The organism is bacterium, from assembly GCA_030247525.1.
Lineage (GTDB): Bacteria > Electryoneota > JAOADG01 > JAOADG01 > JAOADG01 > JAOTSC01.
Map to the genome: position 1 here is coordinate 1 of JAOTSC010000044.1, position 22,231 is coordinate 22,231.

A 22,231-nucleotide genomic window follows, 5' to 3' on the forward strand; every position below is an offset into this window, starting at 1 on the left:
GAAAACCAAACCCCGGAAACGATAGCGATGTACTACTGGAGTATCCGGCGAATGCCAAGTTGCCATCGTAATTAGTGATATCACTGATAAAGTCGTTTCCAGTACCGCCGAGGTAGGAGCTATAGGGAACAGCGCCACTATCGACTGCCATTAACGAAAGAATTCCATCAGAGATACCCCGACTCGCATTTTGATGGCAATTGTTCGTGATTGGATAGTTGTTACCAAAAGTGTTGCCGGCAATCCAAACACTAACACCATTGTATGGTGCGATTGTCATTGCATAATCCGCTCCGGTGCCGCCAAAGTAAGTTGAGTAAAACAGATTGCTGCCTTGATTCGTAAACTTCGCGAGGAAGCAGTCATTAGACCCATGATTAGCAATCTGCGCGGCATTGCTCGATACCGGGAAATTCGTACTAAAGGTGTATCCCGTTATGATAAATCCATCGGTCGTTGGTAGAATTGCCCGACCATAATCATCGGAACTACCACCCAAAAAAGTACTATACGTCAAAGAACTCAGATCCCCGGCTAAAATGCTAACAAAAGCATCACCACCACCATACGGACCAGTACCACCATAGGTGCGCTGGTAGCCACTGGTCGTCACAGGAAAGTTTGCGCTGACTGCGGTTCCAATGACATACACTCCTTGTGTTCCTAATGCGATCCCATACCCCTTTTCGTCCTGTGTTCCACCGAGATAAGTTGAAGCAATTCGATTGGTTAGACTGGAGTCAAACATAGCAATGATCGCATCCCAACTCCCGGAATTCGATTGACGGTAGGCATTGCTGCTGGTTGGATAATTTGAACTATTCGACCAACCGATTATGTAGGGTTCTTTCGCATCTGTAACTGCCATCGCCCAGCACCGGTCGTTCGACGAACCGCCGATATATGTACCGTTCACGATAGCCGAACCGTTCGAGTTGAGTCGAACAAGAAATTGATCGTAACCGCCGTTATGAACGATATCCCAACCTTCGGTCGTACCCGGGAGAAAATCAGAACTTTGCGTTTCCCCGGCTATGAAAGTTTCGCCTTGGTTGTTCGCCTCGGATATACTGTAAGCAGCGTCGGTACTAGCGCCACCGATGTAAGTGCAGAAATAGAGCGAATAACCGTCGCGAGCCATTTTCGCATAAAATGCATCGTAGGTTCCACCATCGAAGGTATTTTGGTATGCGCCGACTGTTACCGGAAAGGTTGTACTTGAGGTGTAGCCACACACATAATGCGCGTTCGAGTTCGTACACATACTTTGGATTTGATCGAGTACATTTCCGCCCAAGTACGTGCCAAAGGCAAGCGGGTCGATCACCAAGGGCAATGTATTATCATAGCCATTGGGAAATGTGAAAGTGACAAACCCATCGGCATCGAGCGAGTAATGCGTTGGCAAAGGAATTTGACGCCCAGTTTCAATCTGATAGGCATAGGGTAGCAATTCACGAACAACGCCCAGCGACGTTTGCAACAACAAATCACCGGAAGCAATATCGACTGATGGTGGTAGTAACAGCGATTCGTAACCCAGTTTGATTGATTCCGGCGAGGCATGTTCCGCTACAACATATTCCACTTTCACACGATTCTCTTCCCAGCGGTACACAACATCGATGCCCTGCCAGACATTTTTGTACACGACACGGTCAAAGTGGCGGCAACCTGGCGCCCATTTCGATTTGTCACTCCCCAAGAGATAATTCGAGACTGTGATTTGAGGGGACTCACCGAGCGGAACTCCCCGGATAACTTCATTCGACTCGTTGAGGAAACGGATGGGAAAAACATGTCCGTTGATTACACCGGACGGATACTCCGGATCGATGTTCTCCGGTGTTGTTGCCTCGGAGTTTGTGACGGTCGCAGAGATGACTTCAACGACAGGTCCGGTAGAGGTAAACCACCACCGAATTCCATTTTCTGAATTTGCCATGAAGTTGACACGGGAATTCCACTGTCCGCGGTTCTCGACGAACCCGGGGGTATTGCCGGTGAATGCAAAAGTGAATTGGGGAATTATGATACTGGTAACAAGTAAAAACAGGGAAACGGGCAGCGTTGCTGCGTTGCGAAGAATCTTGGGAAACATAGCTCAATCCTTTTCATCTGCGATGAGGGCAAAAATCGGTACGCAATTCGTCCGATTATTCATTAGAAACAATTCCAACAAGCAAAAGATACTGTCAATTTTCTCAGGAGGAAAGCCGTTCTCGCACTTTTCAAATTTTTCTCGTATATCTATGCAGTATCTTGATGAGTTTACCGGAATCGAAGTTTTAATCAATTTTTGACGATTCCAACGCTTCGTCGATTTCGTTTCATTTCCGAAGTAAACAAATCGTCGAGAACCAGAAATTCACTCTATAACTACTATCAACCTAGATCTACGAAAGGATAAACAATGGTACAGCATCTAACGAAAGAGAAGTTTCTCGCGGATATTTTCGATTACGAACACGAGCAAGAATGGAAGTACAAGGGAACCCGCCCGGCACTGATTGATTTCTATGCTGACTGGTGCGGCCCATGTAAAATGGTTGCTCCGATTCTTGAGGAACTCTCTAAGAAATACGATGGGCAGGTCGATATCTTTAAGATCGACACCGAAGCCGAACAGGAGTTAGCTTCGGTTTTCGGTATCCGTAGCATTCCCAGTTTGCTGCTGATTCCAATTGCCCGCAAACCGATGATGCAAGTCGGTGCGTTACCAAAGGATGTGTTGGAAGAAGTCATCACGAAGGAATTGCTCGGCATTGGCGCTGAACCTTCGATGAATTAACCACTCATGCAATCGAACTTTGTTAGAATCGGAAGCAAATGGCTTCCGATTTTATTGTTGCTACACTTCGATATTTGAGCGGAATAGTGTGAGGATTTGCTCCAGATTGTCGGGCAATGGTGCAATCAAGTCGAGTCTTCCGCCACGCGAGGGGTGTGGAACATCTAACCGGTGAGCATGGAGAAATTGTCCGTTACACAACTGTAGTGCTTTCGCCGAGAGATTACGCTGAGCAGATGTCAATCGTGCAAGTTGCCGGTTCCTTCCCCCATAGAGCGGATCGCCAAACACCGGATGGCCGATATGGGCAAAGTGAACACGAATTTGATGAGTACGTCCGGTCTCAGGAAAGCAGTGAACCAATGTCCACAAACCGAACCGCTCGACTACTTCCCAATTCGTAACCGCCGCTTTACCATCAGGTACTACAGCGAACAATGCCCGCTCGTATAAATGCCTACCGATGGGAGCGTCGATACGTCCGGTTTTTTTATTGAGATCGCCCCATACCAAGGCGATATAGGTTTTGTGTACGGTGCGGTCGGAGAATGCCTTCGCGAGAATTTGTTGCGCTTGCAGCGATTTAGCCGCCAGAAGAATGCCGCTGGTATCTTTATCGAGCCGATGGATGATGCCGGGTCGTAGCCCTTCAGTATCGCCCCCCGGCAGACCGGGTGAAAGCTCTTCCTGCGTTTTGGATACGTGCCATAATAGCGCATTCACCACGGTACCACTGCGAATCGACTGCGCCGGATGAACCACGATGCCCGCCGGTTTATTGATGGCGATGATCGTTTCATCCTCATAGAGCACATTTAGCGGAATATCTTCAGGAATCAATTCCGGGGCGGGCGGCAGGAACGGTACCCAAAATACTTCATCGTTTGGACGAACCAAATACGAAGCGCGGGCTGGCGCATTATTCACAACGACATTCGCCTCTTCGATCCATGCCTTAACCCGGGACCGGCTCATCCCGGTACGAAAGGCAAGAAAAATATCCAAGCGAGTCGGCGCTTGTCCGGGATCGACTGTCAACGAATTCGATAAATCCGTACCGGCATGCTCAAGTAACTTTTTTACCGATGGATTCTGATGAACATATTTTTTTGGTATACTCGTCATGAAGAAAAATACAATTGTTTTTTTCGAAATGCTAAATAAACATTTTGTAAGTGATACAAAGAAGTTATTTTAGTTGTCTTCTCCGAAACGTCTTCTTTTTTCGTTTGTCTTCGTGTCGATAGCTAATACTGAATCGGCTGCAGTGATTGCCACATTACCCACCAATGGGGTTTGTAATCTCTCGTGAGCATTTTCGATGGTTATCTCAACATCACCGCTGATTCCATTCTTTACTTGCATGATACTGGGTGCTTCGATGCCGCTAAATGACTTAATTGCATTGGTCAAGTTCTGCAATTCGATTTCCTTATCGCTCAATACGGTGCGGGTTGGCAACACAACTTCTAACAAGCGTCGGTGCTCCATCATCTCCCAGCGATCCAATTGACGATGCCGTACTTTCTTCAGAGTCTCGTTGAGATACAACATGAATACCCGTTGCAAATTCGTTGGTTCCAGTTGATCTAAAATGTCTTTACCAAACAACAGCTCCAGTTTTTTTAGCGTTTTTCGAGAACGGTCGACGATTTGCTTATTTTCAGTAATCCGGCTTTTTTGAAAAAACTTTCGGCCCAACGTGAAACTTGAAGGTTTGTTATCATCGCCCGCTTCTATCCGGTCAGCGACAAGTTCATGATTCGCAACAACTTCACAACCACTTAACCGATGAGCAGTTACAGTTACACCCTGTACAGCACAGTTTTCTAAGTTCCCCTTTACCTGAACATCGCTACTTGATGATATCCGGGAGTTCCGAATATTGCCCTTAACGATGACACAGCTGCTGGATGAAACATCGGAATCACGAACATGACCGTTGATAACGACATCGTTCACACCAAAGATGTGCGTTTCTTTTTCAATGTTACCGTCGATAATGATTCCCCGGCGGCTGACGACTACGCTGCCTTTTCGAAGTTTACCTCTAACTTCAACAGTGTTCTCAGAGAATATGTTGGCGACTTCATCTTTTACGTCGACGATATCAACGGGATAAACTGATATTTCAACATGAGTCGGGTAGCAAAAATTGAAGCCAGCGAGTGTTTTCACCCGTTTTACAGTTTGCTTAATCTCGATCTGACCATCGATTTCCGCAGTAATTGACTCGTCGTCTTGCCATAAACGAACTCCTTCTCCGGCAAGCAACTCGATATCGTTACCTTTGCGTTCCGCTAAATATTCACCGCGACATGAATATCCAGGGGTCTTGCTTGATTGGGCTGGTTTTTTACGGCAAATCTGGGCTCCTTTTTTTACTCTGCGTGGAACAATGTAGGACTCTAAACTATTAATCTCATGCGTCACAGGCACTAAGTATTCGATGATGGCATCGACACCTCGACCGGGAAACACTCCCCGCGCAATCTCAAAATTACGAAAATTCGTACGAAGAAATGTTACTTGCAGTTGTAAGTTGCGCACCAACTCCATGTTCAGTGTATCTTTAGCTATCCCAACTTGATTTGCTGCAGTAACGATATCCTCCACAGTAACTGTTTTTAATTTGGAATTCAGTAAGCAGACATCTACAGTAGCCGACATATCGGGATACTCTACTCCATCGGGAGTCATACCGGAAAGGAAGTGGATTACCGGATCGCCACTTTCTTCTTTGATAAAAACGATACGAAAAGTCGCCAATACAAATTCACCGCGAGGAATTTTTTTAATTTGGGCATCATACTCGAAAGCATCGACTGGAATATGATATGAGATTGCGATTCGCTGTTTTATCTCTTTCAGGAGCAAAAGTACTTTTTCTTGTTCTTGGAGAAGCTGTTTAGTAAAAATCGCCTGAACGATCCAGCTATTGGGTGACTCTTGCGTAATAGAAAACCGAACTCCGTTGATAGAAGGTATCGTATCGTTCAGTTTGGATTCGTCAAATGTAATCATGTTGCTAAGTTGTTCTGGATATGATGTTAAGTAAACACCACTACGTTAATCAGGAAATATTAACCAAGCATTTTGAGGAAGTCGAAGTAATGAATCCATCGGGCGAGCCCCTGCTCGCCCGATGAAATCAAGGAGATCAGTTTTCTAAAGTGCTGACGCGATGATACAGGTTTTCACAATTTCCATCGCAGTAGCGCCGCGGGAGAGATCGAATGCCGGTTTCGATAATCCCTGCGATACCGGACCAACCGCTTCTGCTCCCGCTAACTTATTCACCAGTTTGTAACCGATGTTTCCGCTATTCAAATCCGGGAACACTAATACATTCGCTTTTCCAGCAACCGGGCTGCCCGGTGCTTTACTCGCGCCTACTTTCGGAACGATAGCGGCATCAAGCTGCAGCTCTCCGTCGATTGCCAGATTCGGTGCCATTTCCTTCGCAATGGCAACCGCTTTCCGGACAGCGTCAATCGCCGGACCTTCGGCACTGCCTTTGGTCGAATAGGCAAGAAACGCTACCATCGGCGTTTCGCCGGTCAATTTTTGGTGGGTATCAGCGGCGGCAACACCTATCGATGCTAATTCTTCTGGATTCGGAGTGGGGACATAAGCGGGATCACTAAATGTAAACAGTCGTCCGTCTGGCATAACCATTAAAAAGCTACTCGAAAGTACTTTCATACCCGGCGCAAGACCGATTAACTGTAACGAGGCACGTACGGTGTCGGCGGTCGGGTGTGCACAACCGGCAACACTGCCATGAGCTTCCCCTTTACGCACTAACATCGAACCATAGAATATGCAGTGTTGTAACTGCTTGTCGATTTCATCGCGAGTCGGATCAGGGTTGTTCTTACCTTTCGCGCGTGCCTTCTCGGTAGCCTTCTTGCGCAATGTCCAATACTCGTCGACGTATTCGTTCCACTTGGGATCGGTGTGATAATCGCGAAAGAGTGCTCCATCCAACACGAAATTCAGTTCTTTTGCCTTGGCACGAATAGCTGCTTCATCGCCGATCAATAACGGAACACAAAATCGTTCTTTTAATAAAATGTGTGCCGCTTCGATAACACGCGGGTCGCTACCTTCGGGTAATGCAATAATCGCCTGCTTTTTGCGGGCTTCTTCATTCAGCCGGACAAACGGGTCCATAAAAAATCTCCTGTGGCGGGTCAACCTGATTGGGGTTTAGCGGATGGTCGGTCTGCACAAATCGTTGCGGTATTTCTGCCAACGATTGCACATCCTAATGTTCTCCATCGAAAAAAGGGCGAAGAATTCTCGCCCCTTTTAAGATACAAAGCAACTTGTTATTTCGCAATTTCGCGTTGCTTTGCCCGCTCAGTTTCCATCTTCAGCAGGAATTCTTCAAGCCAAACCGCAACCCCTTGTTCAATTGCGGAGGGGCAGGAAAAATCGGCTAAAGCTTGAATTTCCGGGCAGGAATCCTCAACTGCTACCGAATAGCGCGCTTCGTCCATCATCGCATAATCGTTGGGAGCATCGCCAAATGCGATACCCGTGTTCCAACTCCAACCGAATCGTCCAAGGATTGCATCGATCCCGGTTTTCTTGGTTACTCCAACCGGCATTACTTCGACATAATCGATGTTATCAGTTTTATAGAGGGTCGGTCGAATCACCTCTTGATCGGATGCATATTCTAACAGCTTTGTTTCGGTTCGATTAATCGAATCGGGTGTGCCAATAGCGAGAAATTTATTAACACCGGATCGAACCACATAATCCAATTTTCCCACCGAGTCGGGTTTATGCGATGCATGGGAGGTGTGCCGCTCTGCAAACTCCGTCCACTCGTCGTAATGGTAGTGGTCTCCTGCCTCCATCAGAATCGCTCCGGGATTTCCCGCTCGCATGGCATCTAATACTCGAGTCGCTGTTGCTGCATCCATCCGGATGTCGCGTAGCCGTTCACCATCTGGTGCTTCGGCATAGCCGCCGTTGTAAGACACCAGTGCAATCTCGCGGCCGATTTGGGCGATTACTGAGCGAGTAGAGCGTGGCGGTCTTCCGGTTGCGATGATTACTTTGTAACCGCTGTCAATTGCCTTTCGTAGCGCATCTCTGGTGCGATCCGGTAACAATCGATCCGGGCCGATTAACGTTCGATCCAAATCGAACGCCATCCAACGCAAATCCAATAACGATGTAGTCTGAATCATTGAAACATCTCAATTCTTTTTGTAGTTGTCGACAACTGTAACATATCTCCTCCCGCTCACTCCAACAAGAAGGGCGGACACTGCTCGCCCGCCCTTCTTTGATATCGGATTTGAGCGAACGTTACTTCATGAGTAACGCTTTATGAGTGGAAACAGTACCAGCAGCTTCCATCCGAACGATGTACATACCAGCGGCGACATTGCTGGCATTCCATTGCAGCGAGTGAAATCCAGCAGTATAATTTTTCTCACCAAGATTGGCAACCAATCTACCGGAAACATCATATACCGAAAGTTTCACTTCGCTGGAGCGTGGCAATGAGAAAGCAATCGTCGTTGAAGGATTAAATGGATTCGGATACACCGATTGAATTTGGAAATCTGTGGGGAGGGCCCCATCAGTCTCCTCGCCAACTGCGGTATTACGGAATGCTGTTAGTACTCGGCTTAAGAATGCCCAACGAGTTATTGTAGAAGCGCTGCCATGTATCGATTCCACCGGGAATCCGCAATAGACCAAACGAATTCGATTAGCGACAGAATAGCTAATCGCACCAGTGTTGCCGTTGGTGTAGTTCCAGCGGGCAACCGCACCGCCAACCGGAGTAAGCGCATTGCTGGAGGAATAGTTCCCAGCACCGCTTGATCCGACTAACAGAAGATTTCCGCCACCGGACAAGGCATCGCCAGCGATACCATTAGCGCGGGTTTGACTACTACTCGCAACATAAGTTGCATGCAATACATTCTGATGGAAGGAAGATGAGCCAATTTCTTCCCCAATCTCTTTTCCGGAAAGTAACAACCGTCGGTTGTTATTCATGATCCAAGAGATCGCGGTTTGCTCCGCAGTTGTAATCGTGTTGGTCGTGGCATCGCCGGTAAACCAGATGAAGTCGTAGTAACGCGACATATCGCTGGAAGTCGGCACCCCTTGGGTTGCAATATTCCAATAATCATACGATTCGCCAAGGGAGTCGAGAGCGACTTTATAGTAGTTTTCGTAAGTCGCGCCATTGTCGTCGTCTATCAACATCGTGTTGCCATACCCAAGCATGAAGTCATAATTGAAAGTTTGGGTATAACGTAGATCGTTTGGATTCAAACCGGATACGCGAAGCGTAAAGTTTGTGCGATGCGATGGTGAACCCGCATTGAAACGGAAACGGATTGCTCGGGTTTCACCGTTGTTTCCCGATAATACATCGCCAATCCAAACCGAGTCGCTTAAAACAGTAATTGTTGGATCGGTCGAAATGAATCGTAAAGTTGTGCTGTAGGAATCGGTTCGATCACCGGCATTCGAGAACCTGACGATCAGATTAATGGTTTCGCCAGCTTCGATTCGCCCATTACCGTTTCCTTGTCCGGCGATTGTATCGCGGGCATAAACTGTATCAAGACTAAGTAATGGAAAGCGGCTTGAAACGGCAGCCCCGATATCGACTCTTCCGACACCTAATTGACCGATGTAGCCTGGATTTTGAGCATCGATATTAGTGGCAGTTTCCATCAGTATCGTACGAACATCCAGATTCGAAGCACCGGGCATCACGCTCCAAAGCATCGCCACGCAACCGGCAACTACTGGAGATGCCATTGATGTTCCTTGGGCATTATCATAAGATGTGGTCGATGTGTTGACAGTAGACCAAATTGTTTCGCCGGGTGCGCTGATGTTTACCCAAGTGCCGTAATTTGAAAAGCTTGCTTTATCATCGCCGGAACCAGTTGCGGCAACAGCAATGGAATTGGTATAACCACCGGGGTAGTGTCGACTGGAAACGTTGTCATTTCCAGCAGCCCCTACGACGACCAACCCACGATTCCATATCGTTGTTATCGAGTTTTGTTCGTTTTGGGAATACTGGGAACCACCCCAACTGTTGTTTATAATGTTGGCACCATACAAACTTGAGTAGCTCATAGCTGAGAAGCCGTGGGCACTGTTTATCAGGTTCGGGTTATTTGCAACGGCACAGCGATTCGCCATGATTTTCGAGACACGGGCAGGAGATGCCACCCCGATGCCATTATCGGTTCGAGCTGAGGCACAACCAGCAACGTGGGTGCCATGTCCGCCATCAGGCCAAGGGAATGGATCCTGAGGATTATTATCGGAACTCGTCCAATCCCACCCGTAGAAATCATCAACGCGAAGGTTCCCATCGTCGTCGATTCCGTTGATTTCCGAGGTTTGGATTATGCCGTCGCCATTCAAGTCTTCACCGGGGTTTACCCAACGGTTGTTGATTAAATCCTGATGGGTATGCTCGACCCCGCTGTCGATAATCGAAATCACAATCGTCGAGTCTCCGGTAGTGTAGTCATACGCTAACGGGGCATGAATTGTGCTGATATGCCATTCAGCCGAAAAATAGGGGTCATTGGGGACGCGATCTACTTTTCGATAGAAATTTGGTTCTGCGAATCCAACAAAGGGTAATGATTGTAATTCTTCAACAATCTTGTCGATTGAGTTTTCAGTTGGGAAGTGGAGTAAAAATGTCCAACGTAAATCAATGGGGCATTTTTCGGTCGGAGCAATTTCCCACGGCACTAAGTTCTTTGCAAAGTAAACGCCGTACTTAGCGAAAATTGCATCGAGGGAAGCATCACCGAGTTGTACCGGTTCGCCTTTTGGATTATAAGCATCGGGGAACGAGCGGTTAAACTTAACAACAGTTTGTCCTAAAAACCGTTCACTACCGGGATCGATCACATCGGTTGGCCGATATCCATTTTCAGGACCGCCTTGCGGGGGAATTGCCAGCGCAACACCCGCCAGACAAGTTAGCGCCAATAGCCAGAGAGTACTCCGTTTCATTGCGGTCTCCTATTCTCTTTTGTTACCAAGTGTCTGAAGACGGTTCTCGTTCATTGGGTCTTCGACACCACTAATGAATAGTAAATGTACTTTCCATCGTTTACGAATGCAATTGTTACAACTTGCCAGTAATATGGTGCGGTAACGCACATCGGGAAGTAGAAATTAAGCGTATTTTACACCAACTTGCATCATTTACTCTCGTATTTCAGGGGAGTAGCATCTTTCATTGGGCATGACTGGATTTATCTTATGGAAATCCTTATATTTCCTATTGGATTTGTCTACACGATTTGAATGCTAAGAAAGGGTAACCAGATGGATCTCGTTACAACACTTCCCAGTACGGGAGATATCGCAACACACATCGTCGAGTTAAACACCGAACGATACGGAGCCAAGTTTCGCACAATGGTTCGGCTTAGTAACGGCGAAGAACATGAAGCTATTGCGGACAATCCCCAAGAATCCGAGTCGCAAATCATGAAGTCCCTGTCGATTGCCGGCTGGAACGTAGGATTATTTTAAATATTGGCATGAAGCGATTCAAAGAGACCACGATGATTTCGTGGTCTTTTTTTTGCAACCTAAACCATCATCGCTGCCACTAAAACAGTGAACTGCTAACTGGTCAATCGTCACTTTTACAACTCGAAGAGAACACTATGTCCGAACAACCCACTATCCAACTCCTCCCCATTGAAGAATGGGAACTAAAGATAAAAGCTTTTTCCCCGGTCAAATTACTGGATGTTGCCACAGGTCACGGTGGCTTTCTATTCCAATTATTGGATTGGTTTCCGAATGGAAAATCGTTTTTGGGTATTGATCTCTTACCGAAAGCAATTGAACATGCCAAAAACACAATCGCAACCGATGAGCGGTACCGGGTAGAAGTTGTGGACGCCCATGCAATGGACTATCCGAGCGAATCGTTCGATGTCGTTGCAATTTCCAATTCGCTCCACCATATGTTAGTTCCCTCAACCGTATTAAACGAGATGTATCGGGTTCTACACCGAAATGGATTACTCATCGTGTTTGAAATGTTCAGCAATGAACAAACCGAAACGCAAATGACCCATGTTCTCTTTCACCGTTGGTGGGCGAAAGTCGATTCCGAGCTTGGTGTTCCCCATTTTCCGACATTTACAAAACAGAAGATTGTCGATCTGATATCGCGTCTGCCATATTCTGCTTGCTGGATTTCGGAGTTTGCCGATTTGCGAATCGAAGCACACGACTCTGGGATTGTCGATCGTTTGCGCACTTCGGTACCTCAGTATTTGGAGCGAGCGAAGGGGCTTGCCGATTTCGTCGAAATCCAACGCGAGTCGGTTGAGTTACTCAAGCGTTTAGAGCGAGTTGGCGTTCACCCAGCCACACAAATTCTAATTGCACTGAAAAAGTGATTTACTACTCTTACTTGGTGGTGTGCTAAATCGATAGAGTTCGGAGGTAGTCGGATGGAAAATCAGGTAACAAAGCGATTTGCTGATCATTACAAAAACATGGTCGATTGGGTAAACTGGCAAATCGATGACCTTTCAGAGGCAGAGATGCAACAAACAGTTGCTCCCGGAACGAATCATGGGATTTGGTTGTTGGGACACCTTATCGTTTCAGATGACGATTTAGGTGCTTATCTCGGAATCGGAGAAAAACAATATCCTGATTTGTTCCCGGTATATGGGCAAGGTTCCAAGTGTAAACCACCATCAAGTTACCATTCACTCTCAGAGCTTAAAGCGATGTGGAAAGCGGTTTCCGACCGCAATATCGATATGCTTTCACAATTCTCCGACGACGAACTTGACAAACCCCACGCACAAGTGAAAGACCCCGACCGCGATTTCTTCAAAACGAAGTTTCGAGTGATTTCCTTTTGGATTTTACATCAACAGTATCATGCGGGACAATTAGGGTTGTTAAACGCCGTTATGATGAAGAAACGACCGGTCAATACCGTGCCGGGTGTCGCATAGGATTATAAAATGAACATCGTCGCAAAACACTTCTACGAGCAGTGGAAAGATGCTGCTGGGTGGACGACCAAATATTTGAATTGGCTAAACGACGAGGAACTTTGTCTTGTAATCGCACCCGGGCGCAATCATGGCATTTGGATTCTCGGTCACCTCATTCAATCGGAAGACGACCTTGCCCGCTATCTTGGTCGAGGTGAATTTCAATACCCGGAATATGAGGAGTTATTCGGAATGAAGAGTAAACTCCTTCTCACCTCCGAATATCCGCCTGTCGCGGTGTTGCGCGAGCAATGGCTGACTGCACTGAAACGTAACGATGCAATCCTGCAATCAATGACCGACGAGGAGTGGGATCAGCCACACTCGTTTGTGAACGATACTCCCGATGAGGATTTCTATGGAACCAAAGGTAGTTGTGTCTTCCATTGGACGATGCATATGATGTATCACAATGGACAACTTGCAATTCTTTTAGCAAATTGCGGTAAAGCAAAATACTGATACTATCGTTCTTGAAAAGAAATGGGGCGTATTGCTACGCCCCTTTCTTTTTACTAATTGCCAAAGTTAGCGCAAATAAACGATACGCCTTTGCAATGCGACATTACCGGCATAAACACGGAAGATGTACGTACCAGCCGAAATCTGGCTTTGCTCGATTGACAATACATGCTGTCCGCCACTCAACATACCCCAATCGTAAGAAGCAACAAGTTGCCCGTTCATATTGAACAACTCGCCGCGAACCGAAGCCGAATTCGGTAACGACATGTTCACTTTTGTGGTCGAGTTGAACGGATTCGGATATGCTTCCGATAGTGTGAATCCATTCGGTAGTACTGGATCGGATGCCGCACTCGCAATGTTTGCAACAAACATATCCGATGCCCGAATCGAAACTGCCGGACTCATTGAGTTGGCTTGCACTGTCCACATGAAGGACGGGAATGAAGACAAGTTCAGCGCAACAGTATCCAACCGAACCGTAACCGATGTATCCGAGTCGGTCGGATAAGCTATCGAATCAGTCGGTGTAAAGAACCAAATCACATAATCGAAAGTATTCCCCGGAGCACCTCCGGTAGCTGGTTCCCAAGTGAATGTTGTGTTTGCACTTAGCGAGACACTTGCTCCATTCGTCGGCATACTGCATTGTGGCGGATCCACTGGCGGCAGTTGCTCAGTCGAGAAATGGAACATCTGATTGGATAACCGGGTAGCACCTAACTGATCGCGTGCTTGCACTTTCCAGTAATAGGTCGTACCGGGCACCAACGCACTGATGGTTGTCGAACTTGACATATCAGTATCGATGGTATCCGATTGTGCCATTGTCGAATCAGTACTATAGATGAACTTGTAACGGACAACATCTCCTTGATTCGGATCACCGTTTTCTTCCCAACCAACATTCACCATCATGCCACGAATTACTGCTCCATTTGCTGGGGTGAGCAATGAGAATGCATTTGGCGGTTGGTTCGGTGGCGTCGCTTCTACTAAAGTTACCGAACTTGTGTAAATGTAATCTCCACTCGTGCTCCCATTGTTGTTGGCAGCATTACCGGCAAAGTAGAAGACCACATTTCCCGCTCCGGCTGATGGTGCTGTCCAGTTAAACGTCCAGGTAACTGGGCCGTTTTGGGTTCCTGCACTGGTACCGGAAGAGGTATGTTTAATGTAGTCGCGCGCATTACCGGTTTGGTTGGAAACTTGGGTGTTTCCATTAGCTGTCGCAAGCGTTCCCCCCTGTTGCGACGAATTGCTTTGCAACGCTGCCGTCAACTCAAATCCCCAACGCGCTTGACCGGGATCCTGCAGTTCGACCTGCAATGGATACACTTGTCCAGGTACGTAACCCGTTGGCGGAGTACCCAACAAACTGAGGGAACCGTTGCCAGAATTCACCGTAAATGAGTTGTGACACTGTGTACAACTTGACGGATTGCCGACCATATTATCAGGTGGTCCTGATGAATACGCCAACGCCATCGATAACGTGGTTAAGAACGTTAATAGAGCACCAACAAAACGCATGATTTCCCCCCCCTTATACTGTTAAACGATACATTCACGCATAAGAGAGTAATACGAGGCGTTTAGGGAAATTGTTGTTACACAAAAATGGTGCCTTTAATAAGGCACCATCTTCTTAATAACTAATTCGTTGTATTCTTAGCGATCTTTCCACCGCGGTCCAAAGCCGGGTCTTTCACCATCAATACCCATTCTGGGAGCACCCATCGGGCAATCGGGGAAGTTACCCATTCCCGGACCACCCATTCTTGGACCATGACCACGACCTCCACGGCCTTTCGGTCCCGGTCCGAGTAGAGATAATCGACGGGCATGATGGCGGGATTTCACCAAAGCTTCTTCGGCTTCCTGCTCTTTCCCCTGCGCCAACAACTTCTTCGCCGATTCAAGTTCCTTCTTCGCCGATGCTATCGCATCTTTGCTCAGTTCGATGTCAGCGTTCAATTTGGTTTCCATTTTTAACAACCGCTCTTGTGCCAACTCTACTTTTTCTTTAACAGTAAGCGGTGTTCTTGGTGACGGTGCCGCTTTATCGTCGGTGTCGGCTGCAAAAGCCGAGAGAGCAATGATGACCAACATTGCCGATAAAAGAATTGAAATGATCCGTTTCATGGTTTTCTCCTTTGGTTGCTCAGGAACGAGTGTTCCGTGTTCTGCTGGTATGACACAAGGAAAGTTGCTAAGGTTTAATCGAAAAAAAAGAGAGGCGTATTACAACACCTCTCTCAACTGGAAACATCGATACCGCTTGATTATTCAGACAACGGGTCAGCCAAGGCTGGTTGCGATTTTGCAATCATCACGGGACAATTTGCTGTTCTTACTACCCGATCCGTGGTCGATCCGATGAGTAACTCCTTTACGCCTCCGTTACCATGCGGCCCAATGATAAGCAAGTCAGCGGAAATCTCATTGGCAAGCCGGACGATTTCTTTTGCGGCAACTCCTGAACAAACGTGATGATGTGGTAATGCAGCGAATTGAATATTGGAGTCGAAGTTTCTAAATGCTTGCCGTACAGTTTCCTCAGAATTTTGATCCAAATTGGATAGCGATGGGAACTCAAACGGAGTGCCGCTCATCTGTCCCGTTTCAATTGTATGCATTACGTGAATCACAGCATCAGTACGCTTCGCGATCACGCTTGCCCAACCAAGTGCAAAACGCGATTGCAAAGAGAAATCGATACCAACTAAAATGGTTTTAATCCCCTTCCATTCCCGATCCATCGCATGTTCGGTAACTAATACCAACGGTGTCGTAATCTGCTTGAGGATGGTTTCGGTGATCGACCCCATCACCCATTTGGCAATCGGGCCTCTGCCATGAGTACCCATCACCGTCGCGACTGGTGGATCGATCGACGCTTGATGCAGAATCATCGCTGTGATGTCGTCGCCTTTGTTATAGGTAGAGGCAAAAGGGAGACCATTTTGCTCAGCGAGCAGCTGCACAGTTTCAAAATTATCGAAATCGTGTTCATCGCCGTTGGCGGGGATGCCGTGAAATGCGCGTAACTCGATTTGAAAAGTTTGGGCAAGTGTAAGTGCGACAGGTAATGCCGCTTGGGAGGACTTACCGAAGTCGGATGGAAAAAGTATGTGCCGCATCGATCCTCCACTTCCGTTGTTCATCACCGGGAATCATATCACAGGAAGCATCGTGTGTCATCTAAAATTAGCGAAGAATTGTACGAATTCGCAATAGAAAGCAGTGCAATTTAATTTTTTTCACTTGTTAAGAATCACACGATTTTTCGCCGAATCGCATCGATTCGCTCAATTTGGGATAACACCGCTTCCAACAACTCCGGGGTCAACATGTTCGGACCGTCGGAGGGGGCGTGATCGGGGTCGGGGTGAGCTTCGAGAAATACGCCGTCGACGCCATGCGCCACCGCCGCCCGCACGAGTCCCGGCACTTCGTTGCGATCACCGGAAGTCGCGCCACCAGCGCCGCCCGGACGTTGTACCGAGTGTGTTCCATCGAAGATCGCCGGATAGCCTAATGCCCGCATCCGGGCAAGATTCCGAAAATCGACCACCAGCTCCCGGTACCCAAAACTACTGCCACGTTCGGTTAGAAGTATATTCTCACTACCGCCGGATTTGACCTTTGCCGCGGCTCCCGCTAAATCGTCGGCGTGGAGAAATTGTCCCTTTTTAATATTTACGACTTTTCCGGTCGCGCCGGCAGCTTCGAGTAGCGAAGTCTGACGGCAAAGAAAAGCCGGGATTTGCAAGACATCAACAACTTCCGCGACTTGCGCACATTCCGGCGATTCATGAACATCGGTCAAGACCGGTACACCAAGATTCTTGCGAATCTCTTCGAGGAGTTTTAATCCCTCGTCCAATCCTGGTCCGCGAAAGGCTCCCGCCGAGGTGCGATTTGCTTTGTCATAGGATGCTTTGAATACGAAGCCAAAGGGGAATTTCCGGATAATTGCCGCTAACCGCTCCGCCCAGCGCATCGTAAAATCGCGCGACTCTAATACACAGGGGCCTGCGATTAGTAGGAGCGGCGCGCCATGACCGACCTGAACCGTTGATGAGATTTCGATAGGTGTTTTCATAAAGCGTGTTGATTGGGATCGCGTGATGGGAGACCCGCTGCCAGTAAATCGTGTACCCGAAGCATACCGATGGGACGCTGCTCGGCATTCACGACCGGCAGTACCATGATTTGCGATGGACGGTTCTCCATCAAGTTTAATGCATCCAGAGCGAGCATGCCGGTTTGTACGACTACCGGTGTTTTCGTCATGACTTGATCGATGGGGTAATCCAATGCATTCGCGCCAAATCTTCCTATCGAACGCCGGAAATCGCCATCGGTAAAGATACCGGCGAGTTTTCCCTCTTCATCGACCAAAGAGACAGCTCCCAACGGCAACTCGGTTAGGACTTTCACCGCTTCCCGGCAAGTTGCAGTCACTGGCAATAACGGATTGCGTTCGCCGGTGTGCATTAAATCGTCCACTTTGAGTAACAATTTCTTGCCTAAGCTGCCACCGGGATGTAGCAGGGCGAAGTCGACCGGTTGAAATTTCCGTTCATTCAGAAGTACGACTGCTAATGCGTCGCCGAGCGCCATCGTAGCGGTTGTCGAACTGGTTGGTGTTAATCCGGCTAATCCCGCTTCACGGGAGTCGCCAAGCTGCAGTGAGTAGTCACAATGAGTCGCCAGATCGGATTGCTGACTGGCGGTAATGGCTACCGTAGTCGCCCCGATTCGCTTTAACACTGGCAGAATGGCAAGCAACTCTTCGGATTCGCCCGATTTGGAGAGTAATAGACAAATATCCTCTTTCCGGACAATGCCGACATCGCCATGGAGCCCTTCGGTGGGATGAAGGAAAATTGCGAGGGTTCCGGTCGATGCTAAGGTTGCAGCGATTTTCCGGGCGACGAGTCCCGATTTGCCAATCCCCGTAATAATGACTTTCCCGGTCGATTCGAGAATCAATTTTACAACCACGGCGAAATTCTCATCGATTGCATCGACGAGTGAATCGAGCGCCGCTCGCTCAATCCGGACGACTTCGCGCGCCTGTTCGATGATTTCTTGAGGTCTGTTCATCGTTCCAATCGGTAAGATTCGGAAAAAGATACGGTTTTTTGGGTGAGAATGCGATAACAACGAAGGAGGCGGCTGCCAGCCGCCCTCTTTTTGTGCGGGAACCCGCCGGGCTCCCCTACGATACAGGTCTGGAGACCTGTCGGTACCCAAGTCAGGCAGGATTGCCTAACCTCCAGTAGGGGCGTGCCGCGCACGCCCTATTGTTGTACGGGCGAACCTCGTGTACACCCAAAGCCACCGCGACAGGAATGTCGGGGCCTCGCAAAAAGAAAAGGGCGTGTGCGGCACGCCCCTACGAGATGATGGACTGGATTACGATTCGTCGGGGGTGTATTCGGTCGGAATATTTTTTTGACGAAGCGTATCGATACATGCGAGAATTTGTTTATAGTGGTGTTGGTCGTGGTAGGTGAGAATCGCCAAGGCATCGGCGACTCCGATGATACCGGCAATGGGAGAAAACATCCGCAATTGACCTAACTTGCGTTCAGATAGTTGTTCGAGGAGATGGACGATTTTCCGGGCAGTCTGTTCATACCCGCCAATCATGTGTTTCCGGCGTTTTCTACCCCGGGGATTTGAAAATATTTTGAGTGCTCGCATCGCCGTTTTACCGAACGGTTGATCGACGGTTGCGCGAAGATTTTGCGGTTTCGCCGGGAAGAGTACTTGCAATCGGTTTGCCACGATCAGCACCCGCCACCAATTGCGATCAACATCGTTGAGATGTTCGACAATCTGCGCAACGCACCATTTTCCATGATGGGGTTTTATCCGCCAAGCATCGCGATTGAGCCGCAACAACGTGGAAATGATTTCCCGGCGGGTCTCCTCGAATTCGACGATTACTGCCGGTAAATCGCGCGGTGGTCGGTGATAGGTAGCTGGAAACAGTGACATGAATTAGATACAATACGGGCGGCAAACCGGCGTATCCGGCAAGCCGCCCGTGAAGATCACGTTAGTGTGCGTCGAGGATTTTATTGCAAGAGGTGCAGTACTTGATCCGTTTCCGGACAAACTTGACATTGCCATCATCGCTTTTCACGGATAACACTCTTAGAGTCGGCGCGGAAAGCGTCTGCTTCTGACAGATCGGGCAAAAGACCATGAGCGACGCATTCTTTATCTTCTTAACCTTGTCGCCGAAGGATTGTTGCTTAGCCATCGGTATATCCTATCGTTTCTTACTCGTTACTTGGTTTCGCGGAATACAGTCACCTTGCGGTCGAACTTACAGAATTTTCTGAGTTCCAACCGTTCGGTTGTGTTTCTCTTATTCTTCTCCGAGGCATATCGCGCAACGCCTGGATTGCCGTTCTTACGGCATTCCGTGCACTCGAGCAAGATGTTAATCCGCACTTCCTTAGACTTGCTTGCCATTTTGTAATTCTCCTTTCGAGCAAGGTAAGATACAACATTTCCGGCAAAAATCAAGGTCGCTGGATTTTTCGGTTGAGCGTTGCATTTGGACAATTCTTGAGATAAACTTACTATACAACAAAATCATTGGTTTCGAGGATCCCATGGTACGGTTTGGCGAATTAGTCGTGCAAGAGGGGTGGATTTCCCCTGATCAACTTAGCGAAGCGCTCACCATTCAGCAAAATGGTACGTTACGATTCGGTGAGTTCTTGATGCGACAAGGTATGCTCCAACCGTTTCATGTTGAGTTAGCTCTAACCGTCCAAAAAACCTCCCCGAAATCCGAACCAATTGGCAAAATTGTTCAAGAATTGGGCTTTCTCCAAAAACGTCAAGTCGAACAAGCTGCTCAATTTCAACAAGCCGGTCGAAATCTCCTCGGAGAGATATTGGTTGATTTAGGGCATATTACCCCTGAACAGCGCGATCTCATATCTGGAAGACTTCCGGCATAGGAATAATCTTCATCCCCATACTTCCTATTGATAAGCAATTCTAATCAGTTGATTTCACTTCTACGCGATTTTTCAGCAGAAGAGTGTGTTCTTCCGGTGAGATCATTACCGCCGATTCGATCAGTAATTCCGGGATACCGTCGATAATGGGATAGTACCGGGGAACCGAAGGATCAGTCGTGACCAAAAGATAATTCTCGCCCTGCTTCACTAATACCAACGGTACTTTGGTTTCCGGACAAGCCAAAAGATGTTGGATGGCTGCGATTCGCTGGATGGCTTCGTTCACTTCTACTCCCCACTCGATACTGCGTAACAGTCGAAATCTATTTCTGCAATTGGATAATAATTGGTCGCGCTAAGGGTTCGTTGTAAATTCGCATCATGCAGTCAAATTTGCAAACCCTATCACAATGGCTTCTCTCAGTGGGAGCAATCTATCTCACTTTCCTGAGTACAGGCGTTCTCCCATTTTTACTCATCGGATTCTTCATTGGATATACGACCCACCTCGCCGCGAAGCGAATCATTGAATTGGGTGGCTTTCGTATGATGTACATCACCGGTTGGCTGGGTGTTCCGGTGCATGAGCTGTCTCACGTACTCGCCGCTTGGATTGGCGGTCATAAGGTAGTACGATTCGCGCCATTTTCACCCAATCCAAAAACCGGTCAGTTGGGTGTTGTCGAAACGAAGTATGACCAGAAGAACCGATATCAACGAATCGTCGGCAATTTCCTTATTCCCATCGCTCCGCTTGTCGGCGGAACGACGGTTCTGCTACTGCTAACCCGCTGGATAATTCCAGGATATTCGACGACTGCGTATGGTGGGTTTCGACCGCCAACATCTGCGACACTTAACGATGCGATACGATGGCAAAGTTATCTGGAAAATGTCTGGTTACAGCTTCTACAACAGATTTCCTGGCTATGGCATCCTGAGTTGGTTACCCGCTGGCAAACCTATCCCATCCTATATGCCATGTTGTGCGTTGCCGTTCATATTTCTCCTTCCATCGACGATTGGAAAAACTTCCGGAAACCATTGCTTTGGTTTATTGCATTACTGGCAATCGTGAGTTTCTTCATAGGAGCGATACCGGCAATTTCTGAACCTGCCATGAATTGGTGGGCGATTGGATTGACGTGGCTTTGGCCAATGTGGTTGTTTCTGCTTTTAATTGTGAGCCTCGCCGTTGCTCCGATCCTCATTTTCGGGAGTGTATTTGCACCTTCGGAATCCCCTCAGGTAAGAACGGCAAAACCCAAGAAGAATCCCCGAAAACAAACCAAGGGCACCGAGTAGGTGTCCTTGGAATCGAATGAAAACTGTTGATGTTGTTAACGTAGAATGGTTACTCTTGTCGTGAGTGGCGCTCCGGCAACTGACCCAGTAATAAAGTAACTTCCACTCGGTAATTGTTGGGCGGGTAGCGAGAAGGTTATCGAACCGGGCGCTCGCAGGAATTTTCGGGGAAGTTTTCGCACGACTCTACCCGATGCATCGTACATCGTGAGATTTGCCGTACCCGCTCGCGTCGAGTACAGTTTAACATTCGTCATTGCATTAAACGGATTGGGATATACCGACAACGAATAGCGATCCGGCAACATCTGCGATGGTTCCGGCATTCCTGACCATTGCGAAGCGGTAATTGTTCCCGAGTAACCGGCAGGTACTGAGATTAACTCAAGCTCGCGGGTTACTTCGGAGTAACGATACTCGATATTCGGTGCAATCGTTAAAGTAGTAGGCGCTCCAGTCAAAAAGGGAAATGCGATAAACACTGTAACTCGAGTGCTTTGTTGGTTGGTAATTGTAATGTTCTGCGTAATCAACTCGTTTTCGACGTGGAGCTTAACCTGTCTGGTGTTGCGTAAAATCCGCAATCGCTGATTAAACAGCTTCCATTGACT

General features: G+C 47.9%; 23 protein-coding genes. 7 read left to right on the forward strand and 16 right to left on the reverse strand.

All coding sequences use genetic code 11. The features are described 5' to 3' along the window. Window positions 1-2,101, reverse strand: a 2,101-nt coding sequence (locus OEM52_06080; protein MDK9699691.1) for a hypothetical protein, incomplete at its 3' end; no start/stop codon positions are given. Between the two features lie 312 nt (window positions 2,102-2,413). On the opposite strand from OEM52_06080, the gene trxA reads away from it, so the two are divergent. Then, window positions 2,414-2,791, forward strand: coding sequence for a thioredoxin (trxA, locus tag OEM52_06085; protein MDK9699692.1), 378 nt, complete (start codon window positions 2,414-2,416; stop codon window positions 2,789-2,791). 60 nt (window positions 2,792-2,851) lie between these two features. Here trxA and OEM52_06090 read toward each other — a convergent pair whose 3' ends face one another. The 5 genes from OEM52_06090 to OEM52_06110 all read right to left on the reverse strand — a co-directional run bounded on the left by OEM52_06090 (window position 2,852) and on the right by OEM52_06110 (window position 10,825). Then, window positions 2,852-3,916: an RluA family pseudouridine synthase gene (locus OEM52_06090; GenBank protein MDK9699693.1), complete on the reverse strand. Its 1,065-nt coding sequence runs from the start codon at window positions 3,914-3,916 to the stop codon at window positions 2,852-2,854. 69 nt (window positions 3,917-3,985) lie between these two features. Beyond that, window positions 3,986-5,815 (reverse strand): FapA family protein, encoded by a 1,830-nt coding sequence (locus OEM52_06095; protein MDK9699694.1) that lies wholly within the window; start codon window positions 5,813-5,815, stop codon window positions 3,986-3,988. Window positions 5,816-5,959: 144 nt separating this feature from the next. Further along, window positions 5,960-6,967: a phosphate acetyltransferase gene (locus tag OEM52_06100; protein MDK9699695.1), complete on the reverse strand. Its 1,008-nt coding sequence runs from the start codon at window positions 6,965-6,967 to the stop codon at window positions 5,960-5,962. Between the two features lie 158 nt (window positions 6,968-7,125). Continuing rightward, window positions 7,126-7,998, reverse strand: a complete 873-nt coding sequence (locus OEM52_06105; GenBank protein MDK9699696.1) for an HAD family hydrolase — start codon at window positions 7,996-7,998, stop codon at window positions 7,126-7,128. Between the two features lie 121 nt (window positions 7,999-8,119). After that, on the reverse strand, window positions 8,120-10,825 hold the full coding sequence (locus tag OEM52_06110; GenBank protein ID MDK9699697.1) for a S8 family peptidase: 2,706 nt from the start codon (window positions 10,823-10,825) through the stop codon (window positions 8,120-8,122). A 318-nt stretch (window positions 10,826-11,143) separates the two neighbouring features. Here OEM52_06110 and OEM52_06115 point away from each other — a divergent pair, with 318 nt between their 5' ends. The 4 genes from OEM52_06115 to OEM52_06130 all read left to right on the forward strand — a co-directional run bounded on the left by OEM52_06115 (window position 11,144) and on the right by OEM52_06130 (window position 13,314). Continuing rightward, entirely contained in the window at window positions 11,144-11,353 is a 210-nt protein-coding gene (locus tag OEM52_06115) for a hypothetical protein (protein MDK9699698.1), read from the forward strand. Between the two features lie 137 nt (window positions 11,354-11,490). Then, window positions 11,491-12,237 (forward strand): class I SAM-dependent methyltransferase, encoded by a 747-nt coding sequence (locus OEM52_06120; protein ID MDK9699699.1) that lies wholly within the window; start codon window positions 11,491-11,493, stop codon window positions 12,235-12,237. Between the two features lie 54 nt (window positions 12,238-12,291). Further along, window positions 12,292-12,810 carry a DinB family protein gene (locus OEM52_06125; GenBank protein ID MDK9699700.1) on the forward strand — a complete coding sequence of 173 codons (519 nt, stop codon included), beginning with the start codon at window positions 12,292-12,294 and terminating at the stop codon, window positions 12,808-12,810. Between the two features lie 9 nt (window positions 12,811-12,819). Next, the gene (locus tag OEM52_06130; GenBank protein MDK9699701.1) at window positions 12,820-13,314 is read left to right on the forward strand and encodes a DinB family protein; all 495 of its coding nucleotides are present in this window, start codon (window positions 12,820-12,822) and stop codon (window positions 13,312-13,314) included. A 66-nt stretch (window positions 13,315-13,380) separates the two neighbouring features. On the opposite strand, the gene OEM52_06135 is transcribed toward OEM52_06130, so the two are convergent. The 8 genes from OEM52_06135 to rpmG form a co-directional block, all read right to left on the reverse strand. Then, window positions 13,381-14,850 carry a T9SS type A sorting domain-containing protein gene (locus OEM52_06135; GenBank protein MDK9699702.1) on the reverse strand — a complete coding sequence of 490 codons (1,470 nt, stop codon included), beginning with the start codon at window positions 14,848-14,850 and terminating at the stop codon, window positions 13,381-13,383. A 138-nt stretch (window positions 14,851-14,988) separates the two neighbouring features. Then, window positions 14,989-15,462, reverse strand: coding sequence for a hypothetical protein (locus OEM52_06140; GenBank protein ID MDK9699703.1), 474 nt, complete (start codon window positions 15,460-15,462; stop codon window positions 14,989-14,991). A gap of 140 nt (window positions 15,463-15,602) precedes the next feature. Continuing rightward, window positions 15,603-16,460, reverse strand: a complete 858-nt coding sequence (locus tag OEM52_06145; GenBank protein MDK9699704.1) for a universal stress protein — start codon at window positions 16,458-16,460, stop codon at window positions 15,603-15,605. 134 nt (window positions 16,461-16,594) lie between these two features. Continuing rightward, window positions 16,595-17,425 (reverse strand): 3-deoxy-8-phosphooctulonate synthase, encoded by an 831-nt coding sequence (gene kdsA, locus OEM52_06150; protein MDK9699705.1) that lies wholly within the window; start codon window positions 17,423-17,425, stop codon window positions 16,595-16,597. Further along, window positions 17,422-18,432, reverse strand: coding sequence for a KpsF/GutQ family sugar-phosphate isomerase (locus OEM52_06155; GenBank protein MDK9699706.1), 1,011 nt, complete (start codon window positions 18,430-18,432; stop codon window positions 17,422-17,424). The genes kdsA and OEM52_06155 overlap by 4 nt, the downstream gene beginning before the upstream one ends. A 312-nt stretch (window positions 18,433-18,744) precedes the next feature. After that, complete coding sequence (locus OEM52_06160; GenBank protein ID MDK9699707.1) at window positions 18,745-19,332, reverse strand: DinB family protein; 588 nt, start codon at window positions 19,330-19,332, stop codon at window positions 18,745-18,747. Between the two features lie 61 nt (window positions 19,333-19,393). Further along, window positions 19,394-19,600, reverse strand: a complete 207-nt coding sequence (locus OEM52_06165; GenBank protein ID MDK9699708.1) for a hypothetical protein — start codon at window positions 19,598-19,600, stop codon at window positions 19,394-19,396. A gap of 26 nt (window positions 19,601-19,626) precedes the next feature. Continuing rightward, window positions 19,627-19,815 (reverse strand): 50S ribosomal protein L33, encoded by a 189-nt coding sequence (rpmG, locus tag OEM52_06170; GenBank protein ID MDK9699709.1) that lies wholly within the window; start codon window positions 19,813-19,815, stop codon window positions 19,627-19,629. A 143-nt stretch (window positions 19,816-19,958) separates the two neighbouring features. Between rpmG and OEM52_06175 the strand changes: the two genes are divergently transcribed. Continuing rightward, complete coding sequence (locus OEM52_06175; GenBank protein MDK9699710.1) at window positions 19,959-20,312, forward strand: hypothetical protein; 354 nt, start codon at window positions 19,959-19,961, stop codon at window positions 20,310-20,312. Window positions 20,313-20,352: 40 nt separating this feature from the next. Here OEM52_06175 and OEM52_06180 read toward each other — a convergent pair whose 3' ends face one another. Further along, on the reverse strand, window positions 20,353-20,601 hold the full coding sequence (locus OEM52_06180) for a Trm112 family protein (protein MDK9699711.1): 249 nt from the start codon (window positions 20,599-20,601) through the stop codon (window positions 20,353-20,355). A 107-nt stretch (window positions 20,602-20,708) separates the two neighbouring features. On the opposite strand from OEM52_06180, the gene OEM52_06185 reads away from it, so the two are divergent. Continuing rightward, window positions 20,709-21,620, forward strand: a complete 912-nt coding sequence (locus OEM52_06185; GenBank protein MDK9699712.1) for a hypothetical protein — start codon at window positions 20,709-20,711, stop codon at window positions 21,618-21,620. Window positions 21,621-21,655: 35 nt separating this feature from the next. On the opposite strand, the gene OEM52_06190 is transcribed toward OEM52_06185, so the two are convergent. Continuing rightward, window positions 21,656-22,231 (reverse strand): T9SS type A sorting domain-containing protein (locus OEM52_06190; protein ID MDK9699713.1); only part of this gene is annotated, 576 nt, incomplete at its 5' end.